Here is a 14,414-nt window from a genome sequence, read left to right as displayed (position 1 = left end):
CATGACGAGGATTTTTCTTTTGCCGGGAAGCAGTCTGTGAAAGAAAAAACTGTGCTATACTATGACAACGCTTTTTGGCGGTCATGATTTTTTTGCAGATAGAGAGGAGAGCATGATGAGAGTAAAGATTATGATGGCACTGATGCTCTCGACATTCCTTGCCGCGATGGAAGGAACGATTGTGAGCACAGCCGTGCCGCGTATTACGAGTGATTTGGCGGGCTTTGAGCAAGTGAGCTGGGTGTATGCGATTTACATGCTGGCCACAGCAGTTTCTGCCCCGATATACGGGAAGCTGGCTGATTTGTTTGGAAGAAAGAATGTGCTGTTGACCGGGATCGGAATCTTTTTGCTAGGTTCTACCCTCTGTGGAGTGGCATTGTCGATGGAACAACTGATTGTGTACCGTGCAATTCAGGGGCTAGGCGCAGGGGCTGTGATGCCGATTACGATGACGATCATCGGCGATTTGTACACAGAGCAAACGGCAAGAGCGAAAGCCCAGGGCTGGATCAGTGCCGTTTGGGGGCTTTCCGGTGTGGCAGGTCCGTTGGTGGGAGGATTTTTGGTCGATACGCTATCCTGGCGTTATATTTTCTTTCTCAACTTGCCATTTGGACTCCTGTCGTTTTTCATGCTGGTGCTGTACTACAAAGAGAAGCTGGCCGTAAAAACGAAGCGGCATATTGATTATCCAGGTGCCCTTATTTTTTCTGTAGGAACGATTGCATTGCTGTACGCATTGTTGACAGGCAGTCAGCATCAGTCTTGGACGAGTCCGGTGACCATTTCCTTGATCGTGTTTGCACTTTCGACCTTTCTCGTTTTCGTGTCAGTGGAAAAGAGGTCGCCCGAGCCGCTCATACCGCTCTCACTGCTCACGAATCGCAACGTGATGATGATCAACTTGCTCACGCTGCTGACGAATGGCATCGTGATCAGCATGGTGGTCTACCTGCCGATCTGGAGTCAAGGCGTTCTGGGAGAGAGTGCGACGATGGCCGGATTTGTCCTGACTCCGATGCCCGTTTGTTGGACAATCGGCGCCGTCCTCTCCGGGAATTTGCTGGGGAAGCTGCGGGCAGAGCAATTAATTATAGCTGGGACAGCCGTACTGACAATAGCTGCGTCGCTACTCACCCTTTTGTCATCCCATTCGGTTGGCTACCTTATTTACGTGGCAGTCGGCTTGATTGGTTTAGGCATGGGTCTGATCAGTCCGATCGTCATGGTAAAAATCCAGGCCTCTGTCACGGTCGACAAACGAGGCACAGCGGTCGCGCTCAATACGTTCACGGGTACATTTAGCCAAACCTTTGGGGCAGCCGTATTCGGGATGCTATTCAATCTGGTGACAGTCGGCAGCGGGCATACCAACCTTGGTGCCTCGTTTGAAGCAGGCGGCATCCCAGTTGAGCAACTCATGCAAATCCGGGATATTCTCGCATCCGGTGTACATGTCGTGTTTACGGGCTCCCTCGTACTGGCTGTATGCTGCTTCTGCCTGTCGCTGGTGTTTGCCAAAGCACAGAAGGAACTAGCAAGGAATAATTAAGGAAAAAGCGTCAGCTATTGGCTGGCGCTTTTTTATGTCAAAAGTGGCAAAGAGCCGCTTCTACAAAAAACTTCATCGAAAATCCCCAAAAAGAACTCCCGACAAAGAGCAAAAGCTGGTGTGAGGAAAAAGGAGAAATAAGCGGAACACGCTTTTAGCGTCCACCTCTGAGATACTCCATGATCGGCTACTTTGGACGCGGTTCCGCTTTTGAAATGGAGCCGGACAGGAATGCCCCCAAGCAAGTGTTCCAAGAACCGGAGCGTTTTCTCCTTTTTCCTCACTTCCATTGAAGCTCGCCACAATTTACCAGAATATACAAATTTCTTATTGCCTTATGCCCCCGAGATTCGATACTATTTTCTGTAAGTAGATAAGGTATCCTCATAATTCAACAGACAGGAGTGCATTGGATGATGGAGGAGATTCGCCCCGTTTCAATTGAGGAAGTAGGCGATGTTGTCAGAATTACAGCTAGGGCTTATCCAGGTAGCAATCTCTTGGGACCGGAGAATAGCCAGCGATTTAGTGAACGTGTAAAGGATACGCTGGAAAACGACCCTAATGTCAGTTTCCACGGGTGTTACCGAGATGAGCGCCTCATTGGAATCATGAAGTGGCACGATTTTTCCATGAACGTACACGGCACACAAATGCTGACAGGCGGTATCGGGATGGTAGCAGTTGATTTGTTGCATAAAAAAGAAAGAGTAGCAAAATCCATGCTGAAAGGATTTCTCGAGAGCTATCGCGAGCGTGGTATCTGTCTTGTCTCGCTGTATCCATTTCGGGTCGATTTTTATAAACAGATGGGGTTTGGAATGGGCACCAAGATCAATCAATACCGGATCAAGCCATCCAGCCTGCCTTATGTCGGCAAAGACCAGATCGTTTACTTGGGAACCGAAGACAGGGAAGAGATTTTGGCCTGTTATCATCGGGTCGTTCGCCAAACACACGGGATGATCAGAAAGACGGATCGGGAATTGAAAAATTTCCTGGAACAACCGGACCAAGTCGTGGTTGGCTGCAAATGCGATGGACGCCTAAGTGGCTATCTCGCCTTCCACTACAAACATGCCCATGAAGAAAACCGGATGTACAATGATCTGGTAATCAAGGAGTTCCATTATGAAACACGCGAGGCACTCGGTCAGTTGCTTTCCTTTTTGCATAGCCAGGCGGATCAGATTCAGCGTATTGTACTGACCACTGCTGATGAAGATTTCCATGTCCTGCTGTCTGATCCTGGAAATGGGACAAACAATCTCCTCCCGAGTGTATATCACGAAAGCCATGTCGCTGGAGTTGGACTGATGTATCGGGTCATTGATGTACCAGGATTTTTTGCAAAGCTTTCCGAGCGTTCTTTTGGCTTAGAAAATGTGACGTTGCGCTTATCCATTCGTGATTCGTTCTTACCGGAAAATGAGGGAACCTGGCTCATCCAATTTACTGAAGGGCATCCGCAATTATTGGAGAACAGTCATGCAGATGTCAGTGTGCAATTAGATATTTCTGATTTTTCTTCGCTCGTAATGGGAGCGGTCAGCTTCCGTAAGCTGTATTTGTATGGACTGGTCGAGGTTGACGCAGCCGAGGAAATTGCCAGGCTGGATCGACTCTTTTACGTAGCAGAAAAACCGCGGAGCACAACTCCTTTTTAATTAAAAGTGTCACATTTTCGCCACATATGGTAATCTTTTTTTATTCCCTCCCATATCATGTAACAAAAGGGGAGGGGGGTTACAGATATGATCTATTTAACGTTAGTCATCTTTTCTGGGTTTCTGCTGGTTGTCTGGTTTCTTGTCAAACTCCTCTTCCGATTGGAACGGAACGACTCGATCGTCCACGACCAAAGACAGCTGTGGGAAAAATCAAAAGTCAGCTTGCAGGATATGCATTACCCCAAGCGGAAAAAATAGAGAAATGGCGCCTATGATTTAGCACTCTATCTATTGGGACGGTGAGCGAATTGGCAGGCATGGAGGAGGGACATCAACGAGAATATTTTCGACTGAAGCTGGAGCACGCCCTCTGTGCTGAAATGACGATTGTGCTTGTCAAAGGGAAAACGATGGAAATTGGGAGTACAACTGTTTTGATTGAGGATATAGGAGCAGGTGGACTTCGTTTTCTGTCCCACCTAAAAATGCCTGCGAATGATCAGCTTGTCCTGCAGTTCGAGACAGTAATGTGTGCCCAACCTTTAAAAATGTACGGGCATGTCGTTCGAACTACGCGATGGGAACAAGATTTTTATGAGTACGCTGTCCGTTTTACAATGGATGAGGTGCAGCATCAGGAGATCAATCGCTTGGTTAATCGGTTAGCGATCCGTTATCGACAGAAGAGAGAAGCGACTGATGGACGTTTTTTGAAAGGAGATCGGCGAGAATTCCTGGAGAAGATGGCGCAAGCGAGTCATGTTCTGCAAGCAAAGGAAAGATCATGACGGCTATGTTTACCTGCATGGCGGACTGTAAAATCCGTATACTAGATCGCGGATCGTTGTTTACATGTAAAAGTCCCTGTCTGTTTATATAAAGACAGGGGTCTTTTTTGTTTGACAATAAATAGACGTAATGATAAATTATCTATAATAAAACAAACGAACGAAGGTTGTGTTTATAAATGTCGCTGGTCGATCAGTTTTGGAGTGCTTCCGTGGAAGATCTGAAACACGGGTATGTAGAACAAGCGGATGACTATTTGTGCCTGCTTTGCGGGGAGAAGGTTGAGAAAGGGATTATTTATCCGGTGGAGGGTAGGCTTTATGACGCTGCCCGATATATGCAGCATCATATTGCGAACACGCATGAATCTGTGTTTGAACACCTGAGCAAGCTGGATAAGCGATTGACAGGATTGTCCGATCATCAAACAAGTCTGTTGCGCCTTTTTTATCAAGGAAAAAACGATAGTGAAGTACAAAAAGAAATGGGAATTGGCAGTGCTTCCACCATTCGCAATCACCGGTTTGCATTGAAGGAGAAGGAACGTCAAGCCAAAGTGTTTCTTGTGATGATGGAGCTGCTCAGAGAAACAGATAAGCAAACATCCTTCTCATCCCCGTCGAGTGTCAAAACGAACAAGGCGGCAGAGGGAGTCCCGCAGTCCCAGGCTAAATTGCAGGCAACTACCGAGGAAGCCGTTGAGATTACAAGCAAGTATTTCCCGGAAGGAACGGACGGTCCTTTGCTCAGATTCCCGCGAAAGCAGAAGCATCGACTCGTTATCCTGCGTCTGATTGCCAGTCGCTTTGATCCGGAACGTATCTATAACGAAAAAGAAGTGAATGAAATACTGGAGGCAGTTTATGCCGATCATGTCACGCTGCGGAGATATTTAATTGATTTTGCATTCTTGGACAGAAAGCCGGATGGCAGTGAATATTGGGTAAACATAGAGAACAACCAGCGAGAGGAACAGGAGGAAACAACGATGAATCGCAAGCAAGAATTAAAGCAATTGTACAAGGAAGTCAAGATAGAGGCAGGCGTTTATCAAATTAAAAATACGAAGAATGGTAAAATATTCATTGACAGCACACCGAATCTAAAGACGATCAATGGGAAGAAATTCAGTCTTCAGCATGGCTCACATACAAATCGTTCTCTGCAAAAAGAGTGGAACGAATTCGGAGCTGAAGCTTTTGAGTTTGAGGTGCTTGAAGTTTTGCAGAAAAAGGATGAGCCATACTTTGATACAGCGGATGCATTGGAAAAGCTGGAAAACAAATGGTTGGAAGAACTCGCGCCGTATGGTGAACGAGGATACAACCAAGAGAAAAAACGCTAGAGGCTGCCATTTGGCAGTCTTTTTATCATTCCTCCAGTAACCGAAAGCGCTGAAGCTGATCCCAGAGACCTTCTTTTTGCAAGATTTCCTTTTGCTTTGGACCGAGCAGGTCAAAATGGGGAAACGGCGGCCGATCGTGAATATAAACGGGATTTAAGCCATGGGCTAGGCACCAGTTCGTCAAAAGCTCACGGTTTGCACAGCCTACTTTTGTAACTGTTTTTATACCTGGAAAACGCGGATCAATCCAATAATGAGTCAAAAAGGCGATCTCTTCTCTAATCACGGCCTGCTTCCACCTGTTTAATTCTTCCCTCGTAATCCCAAATGCCATACTCCGTCATCCTTTGTACGTCTTGTTATACTTCGATCCCATCATTATAGCAAAAAACATAAAGAGACAGCCTTCTTCAGTTTAAAATGAAGGAAGACTGCCTGGGGGTGACTCCTATCGCATACCTATTGGGAGAGACGGGGGAACGTAATTTAATTCTTCATCCGCAGTAATGTAATCAGTATTTACCATGAGCAGCAGGTAGCGCTTGCCTGTTTGGGGGTCGCTCAAGATAATGTGGTCACGACCTGCCGTTTCCAGCACCCCGCGAAAAATCTTGGCGTTCCATTGGCTGTTGTTTTCAAATGTTTGATAGACGGTGATTACTTTGCCGCGGTTTAAACGCAAAATGTTCTCGATGTACGACTCTTCTACGAGCATTTGCCCAGGTGTAACGGGGGTTCCAGGAATAAAGGTCCCGCTTGGTTGCATAGGTGCCAATTGTTGCTGCTGCTGTTGCTGCTGGGGCATTCCATAAGGAAACTGTGTGGATTGATACATATCATACCCGTAAGAGGGGTAGGAAGGGTATGGCATTTGTTGACTCATGATGAACTCGCTCCTTTATCTATCCTTACTAGTAAACACGCGGACAATCAGCTGGGGTCGGTATGAAGAAGCAGTGCGCCTTGTAACGTCCGGAGTTTTGCTGATCCCACCAGGTAGCTGGGCAATCACCGGTCGGGCGGTAAAACCACAAGGCATTACTAGCTGGACGCGTGCGCTCCCCATTAATAGCACGCTTGGCAAGACGTTTTTCTTTTTCGCGTGCACGCTGATAGAAGTACGGTTTTTGAACGGATTCATATCCGCCTGGTGATTGGTATACCATATCACTCATTGAACGGATGTTTTTAAAGTCAAGACAATTACCAAGAATCCGATTTACCCCGACATTTCCCACCATCAGCATGCCAAGCTCTCCTTCACCTTCAGCTTCAGCACGCATTAACCGTGCAAGTAATGCCACGTCATTCGCGTTTGCTTTTATGACGGCCATTGCTTCACCTCCTCCAAAACTCACAATTACAATATATGGGCGAGTAGCAAATGGGTGATTGACTCGCGAAATTTTTATGCAAATGCGGTTTGGTTGACGTTTACGTAAACGACAGGTAAAATGTGTATAATCAGTTATTTCCGAATATTCGCTAAATAATTTCAGGAGGACCTCCATAACATGAGCAGAGAAGGAATTGATCGACAAGAAGCGTGGTCCATCTCTGATCTTGCTCAAGAATTGGATGTCAGTACGAGAACGATACGTTATTACGAGGAGCTGGGCTTAATCTTGCCGGGACGTACTGAGCGGGGGATCAGATTTTACAGCCGCGGGGACCGCGCGAGGCTGCGCTTGATTCTGCGCGGAAAGCGATTTGGATTCTCGCTGGATCAAATCCGCGAGATGATTGAATTGTTTGCTATGGATCGTACTGGCCAAGCACAGCTTTTGCGCACCATTGAGTACGGAAACCAGAAGCTGGCGGAAATCGACGAGAAAATCAGCGAGTTGGCACAGCTAAGGGAAGACATTCTCGTCTACAAGCAAAGCTTTGAACAAAAATTGCTTGAAGAAAGTAGGAGGACAACCGATGAATGTATCAGCTCTACTTGCAGTAAACGGACGAAAGTATGCGAATAAGCCTGCACTGATTGCAGGAGAGGTGGAAGTAAGCTATTCCCAGTGGAACGACATAGCCAGCCTGTGGGCCTGCCATTTGCGTGAACAAGGCATCCAGCCAAATGATCGGGTTGTCCTCTTGATACCGAACTGTCTGGAGTTTGCCTTTTTTTACATGGCAGTCATTCGGTGCGGTGCCATTGTAGTGCCGATAAATGCTCGTTCTACGCAGGAAGAAGTACGCTATATTTGCGAGCAGTCAGGTGCAAAAGCGTTAGTGGTCCACGAGGCCTTGGTGCCAGCGGTGGGGGAGCTAGTCGAAGAAGCCGCCGGGCTGATTGCTATCAAGACGGGAAGAAGCCAAGGCGTTTGGGCAGGAACCGATGACTGGGTATTGGATGAAAATGTATCCTGCAAGCTGAATGTCCATTCGATTGATCCTGATGCGCAGTGGGCAACGGAGGATAGTGAAGTCAGTATTTTGTACACGTCAGGTACGACTGGCCGACCCAAAGGGGTGTTATTTACACATCGCAGCTTGCTTACCGTAGCCAAAATGATGTCGATTGAAATGGGAATGACGCATCGTTCCCGAATTCTGCAACTGATGCCGCTCAGTCACTCTGCGCCTCTGCACCTTTTCTTTCTTCCGGCTTTACTGCTCGGTGCCACGCAGGTGAGTGCGTTAACCTTTTCTCCGGAATTGCTGTTGTCGCTGGTCCAGAAGCACAAGATTACGCATTTCTTTGGCGCACCAGTAGCGTATTTGCTGACGATGAAGCACCCTGAATTTAGCCGGTACGATCTTTCTTCCATTGAATGCTGGGTATACGGAGGGGCTCCATTGTCCAAAGAAATGGCAGCACTTTTGGAGCAGGCATACGGACGTGAGAAGCTGGTGTGCGTGTACGGTTTGACAGAGGCTGGTCCAACTGGTACGTGCCTGTTCCATCGGGAATACCCGGATAAGGTAGGGAGCGTGGGCAATCGAGGTGTTTTGTTTGCAGAGATCGAGGTCGTGGATGAAAGCGGGGCAAAGGCAGCCGTGGGTGAAGTGGGTGAAATCCGCGTGCGAGGGGAAGGAACGATGAAGGGCTACTATAACGACCGAGAGGCGACGAGTGAAACGCTTCAGAATGGGTGGGTTGCTACTGGAGATATGGGGCGAATGGATGAAGACGGGTTCTTGTGGATCGTTGATCGTAAGAAAGACGTCATGATTACAGGCGGCATCAATGTGTACCCAAAGGAGATTGAGCTTGCGCTAGAGCGCCATCCGGCTATTCAAGAGGTGGCTGTCGTCGGCTTGCCGCATCCAGAGTGGGGCGAGACGGTTGCTGCTTATATCGTATTGCGCCAAGGGGAAGAGGCTCCCCGGGATTGGCAGCAGGAAGTGAGCAGCTTTTTGGAAGGGCGCCTAGCCGATTACAAGCTGCCGCGGCAAGTCACTGTCCTGCCTGCTCTGCCGCGCAATACGAGTGGAAAAATACGAAAGCACAGCTTGCGAGAGTCGCATTCATTGACGGGAGTGGAGCGGACATGAGCCGCCTGCAATGGAGCATTGACCGTAGAGCTTACAGTGACAATATCCCTCATCCTCGACCAGCGAGCGAACAAAACTTTTTTCAGGCAGATCCCAATATTCACTACTTGTTAAAGCGTTATTTGCCAGCCGCTATGCAGAATTGGGCAGAAAATCAGCTGTTTGCATTGGGAGCATATGTAGCTGGTCCCATGGACGAACGCGCTGCGCATACGGACAAAGAGGGTAAGCCCCGCCTGCGCAAATACAATCGGCTGGGGGAAGACATTTCCGAGATCGTCACCAACGAAGGCTATAAAGAAACGGTTGCTCATATATATGGTGCCGGGATTGTCAGCCATCTCTATCATCCGGTCCCGGAGCTGGGAGAGACTGTTCCTTACACCAATTCCTTTCTGATGGGATATGTGGTCAGTCAATCCGAGCCGGGTTTTTACTGCCCAGTTACTTTGACCATGTCAGCGGCTTATTTGATCAACCGCTATGGGAACGAGGAGCAGAAAAAGCAGTACTTGATGGGTCTTACTACATGCGACCGTAAACGCATGTATGAGGGAGCTACCTGGCTGACAGAGCGGCAGGGCGGTTCGGATGTCGGGGCAAATGTTACGGTGGCACAACCTGTAGAAGGGCAACCGGACGTATACCGTTTAACAGGCGAAAAATTTTTTGCGAGCAACGCTGGTGCCATGGTAGCGACTGTGCTGGCGAGAATCGATGCTGACAAGCCGGGAACAAAAGGATTGGGACTTTTTTTAGTACCGTGGATCAAGCCGGATGGGGAGCGTAATCAGATCCAGATTCGGCGTTTAAAGGATAAGCTCGGGGTGAATGCCGTGCCGTCCGCCGAGGTGCTGCTTGAAGGAGCGGAAGGCTATTTGATCGGGCAGCCTGAGAGTGGCTTCAAATACATGGCAGAGGCTCTGAATCTGTCCCGCATTTGCAACGCAGTCGCTTCGATTGGCATTATGCGCAGGGCTTTTTACGAGGCCCAGTATTATTCCCATGAACGACGGGCATTTGGCAATCCGATCGACCAGTATCCGATGGTGCGGCAAATGCTGATAACCCTCCTGCTGGATGTAGAAGTAAGCAGCGGAGCTGTGTTTGACATGATTCAGGTGTACGATCGACTCCAATCTAAACAAGTGAAAAAAGAAGATGCAGCGCTGGCTCGCTTGCTGATTCCCCTGCTGAAATACCGCACAGGTGAGGAAGCGGTCTCAGCTGCGCACACCGCCATCGAAATCCATGGAGGAAACGGGTATATCGAGGAATATGTGACTCCGCGATTGCTGCGTGATGCACAAGTTCTCACTGTGTGGGAGGGGACTTCCAATATTCTTGCACTGGATCTATTGCGGGTGATGCAAAAAGAGAACAGCCATCAGATTTTTTTTCAGATGATTCGAGAGCGTGTCGCTCGTTGGAACTACGAATTATCGGCTCCTTTTGCCCAAATCGTGTTAGCTGAGCTACCGATTCTGGAGGAGAATATCGCTTACTTGATGCGCCAATCGGCTGATTATCTGACTTATAAATTGAAGCCGCTTGCCGATCACATGGTAGACATTTATTCCTTGACCTGCATCGTAAGTGAGGCAGAGGATCAGGCTGTTCATGAAGGGAATGTGCGAAAATACATTCTCGCCAGACTTTACGTAAATAAGCATTTACAGGAAAAAAGGAAAAGGGGAATTCAAGACGATCAGCTTCTGGATGTCCACTTTTTTACAGAGCTTATGGAGTATCGACCTGTTTCCATAGAAATGTGGCAGGGTAAGGTATCCACTGCTTTCAGATAATTTTTGACCAATCTAAAAACGCCCAATGCCTCTGCGAAAGCTGGCCTGGGCGCTTTTCATTTCAGTGCGTAGCGTTTTCTTCGTTTGTTCCAAATAAACCAGGCGATCGCAACAATTGCAGCAATCCCTAGAAGGCTTACCTCTAAATAATCATCCAAAAGCACTTTTGCATGTTTGCCGTATAGCTGAAACAAAGTTCCGATTAAGAAAAATTTTAAACCTCGTCCAATAATGGCAAAGAGCATCAGCTTGGTCAGCGAATAATTAAACACACCGCTAAGCACAGTAAACACCTTGAAGGGAATCGGTGTAAAGGCTCCGATCAATACGGCAGCATCCCCGTTTTTAGCAAACTTCTCGGTGGCCAGCACAACCCATTTTTCCGGCAGCAGCTTTTGCAAAAGTGGTTTTCCTAACCATTTTCCGAGCATATATCCGATGGGTGCACCGAGTACGGAGGCGGTAAAGGCGACCGTAGCATAACGGAGGGCAGACTCGGGATTGAGCAGACTCATCGCAATTTGCATAAAGAAGGGAGGAATCGGACTGATGAACGAATCCAAAAATGCCATCCCAAAGAGTCCCCAAATTCCGTAATTCATGAAAAGTTGCGTTAATTGTTCGAGCATGAGCATCTCCTTACGACGTTTCCTATCGTATACGATTATACAGGAAAGATTCGGGTTTCTGTAGTTAGGTTATGCCTCTTTGTCCAAACAAAGACCGACAAGCGGCTTTTGGTGGGCAAGGGGTACCCGAAAATCAAGGTATGACAATAAGGAATACGGTTGCTTCCGGTAATGGGTTACAACAATAGTGCTAGTCATTTGGTCCTTTGTTTTTTTATTGACGCTAGGAAAGATTATCCATTAGTATAGAAAAATAGGACAAACAGCATTGGGAGGAACCCATGAAGACATTGGGATCGGGGAAAGTCGTTTACTATGCGCCAAACGGGACCAGCTTGCAGTTATCAGGGGAGATTGACGTTCGCGGCGATCGTGTATCCGTGACGGAAATTATCTATTTCAATGGACAGCCAAATGGAGCGAGAGAAACCAATTTGCCGCTTGCTCAAAGCGTTATTTATTGGGAACCAGAAGTGTATGAGCAGATTGGTTTTGAATAGAATCATATAAAGAAAGCCCGAGCAGCCTTGCTTTTCGCATGGTTGTTTTTTATTTCGGCACCACTCCCGCAGCACCTGAGCTATAGCCGGGGTGTTTGTATTGTGATATCATGTGGAGTGGAATTTACGTATGGTACAAGGAGTGATCCTTATGATCGACAACATATTGGAACGTGCCGTTGCTGGCGAACGCCTGGGTCTAGAAGATGGTTTGGCCCTATTTGCGAGCAATGAGATCGAAAAAATGGGCCATTACGCTAATCAAGTAATGCTAAAGCACCATCCAGACCCCATTGCTACATTTGTAATCAGCCGCAACGTTAACTACACAAACATTTGTGACACGTATTGCCGTTTTTGTGCATTTTACCGCGCACCGGGATCATCACAAGGATATGTTCTCCCGAGAGAAACTATTTTCCAAAAAATTCAGGAGACGGTAGATGTCGGCGGAACGGAAATTTTGATGCAGGGTGGAACGAATCCTGATTTGAAACTGGATTACTATACGGATTTGTTGCGTGCTATCAAACAACGTTTTCCGCACATTACCATGCACTCTCTGTCTGTAGCAGAAGTAATCAAAATCGCCGAGGTTTCCAACATGACAGTGGAGGACGTGCTCAGAGAGCTGAAAGCAGCCGGGCTCGATTCATTGCCAGGGGCGGGCGGAGAGATTTTGGATGACCGCACTCGTCGGAAAATTTCTCGTCTGAAAGGCTCGTGGACCGAATGGATTGATACCCAGAAAGCGGCACACCGCGCAGGCCTGCCAGGTACCGCTACGATGGTTATCGGTTTCGGTGAGGAAATGGAAGAGCGTGTCTTGTCCCTCATGCGTATTCGTGAAGCGCAAGACGAGACTCATGGCTTCAAAGCGTTTATCGTATGGACCTTCCAGCCGGACAATACCAACATGAAAGCTGTTAACAACACACCGGAAGAATATCTTAAAACACTGGCAATTAGTCGACTAATGTTAGACAACGTAGAGAATTTCCAGTCTTCCTGGGTGACCATGGGACCTCATTACGGACAGCTTTCCTTGTCTTATGGAGCGAACGATTTTGGTCAAACAATGATGGAGGAAAACGTCGTTTCTGCAGCAGCATGTACGTACAAGGTAAACACCAACCAAATTCTGGAGCTGATTCGAGGTGCAGGCAAGATCCCTGCGCAGCGCAACACCCAGTACGACATCCTGCGCGTGTTTAATGAGGGCGAGATGGCGGAAAAAGATTTTGTTATGCAAAACTAATGGGAAATAGATAATGAGTATTTGCAACACGCTTGTCTGTTATTTTTTCGCCGCCTGAGGTGGAAGGAATGATGGAGAGGCGTGTTTTTATGTGGAATGTATGATTTTGACAGAGAGGCAATTTGCCTGATACTGCAACCTTCCCGGAGTTTCCAACCGTTTAAAAGTATATCGCTCCTAACGGGACATATACTGTAACTACAATTGCGGTTGGGGGGATGGTTATGCAGACGTTCCGCGTATTGCTGGAGAATGTCCCTGCGCATTGTGGCACGTATCGCGCCATCGTAAACGAGATGACGGAACGGGTCAACACCGCACCAGTGCGCATTACATACAAAGAAGAGGAACAGGACGATTACCACCTGTTCTATTTTCAAAGCTGGTGCGAAGAGGAGTACGATGCGCAGACGATTGATTGGGCGAGGGCTTTTGTAGCGCTCACGTTGGCTGAATGGGTCATTCAGGTGAAGGACCCGGAAATCTTGGAAGAAATTGCGGGCGACCTGTTGCAGGCAGAGGAGATCGAAGAAGAATGGATTGAAATTTTTCCATACATTGAGCGTATGTGTCAAGAGGTTGAGTCAACAAAGCTGGAGCTGTTGACGGCGACTACGCGCAAAGCAAACGTGTATCGCAAAGCTTTCAACTACCTCGAACAGGATAGGTCCATCAATGTACTTGGTTTTGTCCGATTCCGCCTCCAGGAACATTGGAATGAGCTGTTTGAATTAGTGGAGGCTGGCATTGATGAGTATCTGGAAGACAAGCAATACCAGGAATTTGTCGAGTTGCTTCGCTACTTTATCGACGTTCAGGAAACAAAGCAGGAAGTAGTTCACGTCGTTCCTAGTGTGGACAAACCTTTCCATCTTTATGATAAAAATGGAGATCGACTTTGGCTTGATCAGCTGGATGCAGTACTGAGCATGGACGAGCAAAAATGCCGAGACGAAGATTATTTGGTCAGCGCTTTGGTTACACTGGCACCAGAGAGCATCATTCTGCACATGGCACCAGAAAAGCCGGGATTAGCCCAGACGATTCGCAGCATTTTTGACAACCGTCTTACCACCTGTCATTCCTGTGCGCTTTGTATGACACAAAGACGTGCACTTGACGTCCACAATCCGACTAAACTATAATAGCAACAACAAAACTTTACATGCGATACGATGAGAAGGACATGGACGATATGAAGGTCGCTATAGAGAGGCGGGTCATTGGCTGGAAGCTCGCTGCGTACCCATATGGATCTACCCCCTTCGAGTAGCAGTCGGGAACGAAGCGTTTTGCTTTTACTAACGGCTAGCCGGTTAAATACCGTTACATTGACTTGAGGAGTCTGCTTGTTGACGAACTTTG

15 protein-coding genes are annotated in these 14,414 nt (G+C 47.6%); 11 read left to right on the top strand and 4 right to left on the bottom strand.

What is annotated here, in order from left to right; translation table 11 throughout:
• Positions 1–115 precede the first annotated feature (115 nt).
• The 5 genes from ACIFQN_RS21510 to ACIFQN_RS21490 all read left to right on the top strand — a co-directional run bounded on the left by ACIFQN_RS21510 (position 116) and on the right by ACIFQN_RS21490 (position 5,359).
• Positions 116–1,555, top strand: coding sequence for an MDR family MFS transporter (locus ACIFQN_RS21510; protein WP_429835106.1), 1,440 nt, complete (start codon positions 116–118; stop codon positions 1,553–1,555).
• Positions 1,556–1,968: 413 nt separating this feature from the next.
• The gene (locus ACIFQN_RS21505; RefSeq protein WP_429835083.1) at positions 1,969–3,222 is read left to right on the top strand and encodes a GNAT family N-acetyltransferase; all 1,254 of its coding nucleotides are present in this window, start codon (positions 1,969–1,971) and stop codon (positions 3,220–3,222) included.
• A gap of 87 nt (positions 3,223–3,309) precedes the next feature.
• Positions 3,310–3,483 carry a hypothetical protein gene (locus tag ACIFQN_RS21500; RefSeq protein WP_429835082.1) on the top strand — a complete coding sequence of 58 codons (174 nt, stop codon included), beginning with the start codon at positions 3,310–3,312 and terminating at the stop codon, positions 3,481–3,483.
• 59 nt (positions 3,484–3,542) lie between these two features.
• Positions 3,543–4,013: a PilZ domain-containing protein gene (locus tag ACIFQN_RS21495; RefSeq protein ID WP_429835105.1), complete on the top strand. Its 471-nt coding sequence runs from the start codon at positions 3,543–3,545 to the stop codon at positions 4,011–4,013.
• A 179-nt stretch (positions 4,014–4,192) separates the two neighbouring features.
• On the top strand, positions 4,193–5,359 hold the full coding sequence (locus ACIFQN_RS21490; protein WP_429835081.1) for a DUF2087 domain-containing protein: 1,167 nt from the start codon (positions 4,193–4,195) through the stop codon (positions 5,357–5,359).
• 25 nt (positions 5,360–5,384) lie between these two features.
• Here the strand turns inward: ACIFQN_RS21490 and ACIFQN_RS21485 are convergent, their stop codons facing one another.
• The 3 genes from ACIFQN_RS21485 to ACIFQN_RS21475 all read right to left on the bottom strand — a co-directional run bounded on the left by ACIFQN_RS21485 (position 5,385) and on the right by ACIFQN_RS21475 (position 6,693).
• Positions 5,385–5,693, bottom strand: a complete 309-nt coding sequence (locus tag ACIFQN_RS21485) for a hypothetical protein (protein WP_429835080.1) — start codon at positions 5,691–5,693, stop codon at positions 5,385–5,387.
• Between the two features lie 114 nt (positions 5,694–5,807).
• Positions 5,808–6,242 carry a spore coat protein GerQ gene (gene gerQ, locus ACIFQN_RS21480; RefSeq protein ID WP_429835079.1) on the bottom strand — a complete coding sequence of 145 codons (435 nt, stop codon included), beginning with the start codon at positions 6,240–6,242 and terminating at the stop codon, positions 5,808–5,810.
• Positions 6,243–6,270: 28 nt separating this feature from the next.
• Positions 6,271–6,693 (bottom strand): cell wall hydrolase, encoded by a 423-nt coding sequence (locus tag ACIFQN_RS21475; RefSeq protein ID WP_429835078.1) that lies wholly within the window; start codon positions 6,691–6,693, stop codon positions 6,271–6,273.
• A gap of 180 nt (positions 6,694–6,873) precedes the next feature.
• Here ACIFQN_RS21475 and ACIFQN_RS21470 point away from each other — a divergent pair, with 180 nt between their 5' ends.
• The 3 genes from ACIFQN_RS21470 to ACIFQN_RS21460 are packed head-to-tail and all read left to right on the top strand — an operon-like array spanning position 6,874 to position 10,662.
• Positions 6,874–7,335, top strand: a complete 462-nt coding sequence (locus tag ACIFQN_RS21470) for a MerR family transcriptional regulator (protein WP_429835077.1) — start codon at positions 6,874–6,876, stop codon at positions 7,333–7,335.
• A complete protein-coding gene (locus tag ACIFQN_RS21465; protein WP_429835076.1) occupies positions 7,286–8,857 on the top strand; it encodes a class I adenylate-forming enzyme family protein in 1,572 nt (523 codons plus the stop codon). Before ACIFQN_RS21470 ends, ACIFQN_RS21465 begins: the two co-directional genes overlap by 50 nt.
• Entirely contained in the window at positions 8,854–10,662 is a 1,809-nt protein-coding gene (locus ACIFQN_RS21460; RefSeq protein ID WP_429835104.1) for an acyl-CoA dehydrogenase family protein, read from the top strand. Before ACIFQN_RS21465 ends, ACIFQN_RS21460 begins: the two co-directional genes overlap by 4 nt.
• A gap of 56 nt (positions 10,663–10,718) precedes the next feature.
• Here the strand turns inward: ACIFQN_RS21460 and ACIFQN_RS21455 are convergent, their stop codons facing one another.
• Entirely contained in the window at positions 10,719–11,291 is a 573-nt protein-coding gene (locus ACIFQN_RS21455) for a YqaA family protein (protein WP_429835075.1), read from the bottom strand.
• 281 nt (positions 11,292–11,572) lie between these two features.
• Here ACIFQN_RS21455 and ACIFQN_RS21450 point away from each other — a divergent pair, with 281 nt between their 5' ends.
• From ACIFQN_RS21450 to ytxC, 3 genes are all read left to right on the top strand, one after another.
• On the top strand, positions 11,573–11,791 hold the full coding sequence (locus ACIFQN_RS21450; protein WP_429835074.1) for a hypothetical protein: 219 nt from the start codon (positions 11,573–11,575) through the stop codon (positions 11,789–11,791).
• Between the two features lie 151 nt (positions 11,792–11,942).
• Entirely contained in the window at positions 11,943–13,049 is a 1,107-nt protein-coding gene (gene mqnC / locus ACIFQN_RS21445) for a cyclic dehypoxanthinyl futalosine synthase (RefSeq protein ID WP_429835072.1), read from the top strand.
• Between the two features lie 224 nt (positions 13,050–13,273).
• Positions 13,274–14,194 carry a sporulation protein YtxC gene (gene ytxC / locus ACIFQN_RS21440; RefSeq protein WP_429835070.1) on the top strand — a complete coding sequence of 307 codons (921 nt, stop codon included), beginning with the start codon at positions 13,274–13,276 and terminating at the stop codon, positions 14,192–14,194.
• Positions 14,195–14,414 lie beyond the last annotated feature (220 nt).

This window comes from Brevibacillus sp. NRS-1366 (assembly GCF_050467985.1).
Note: the sequence above shows the minus strand (reverse complement) of the source record. Positions and strands in the feature narration are given on the sequence as shown.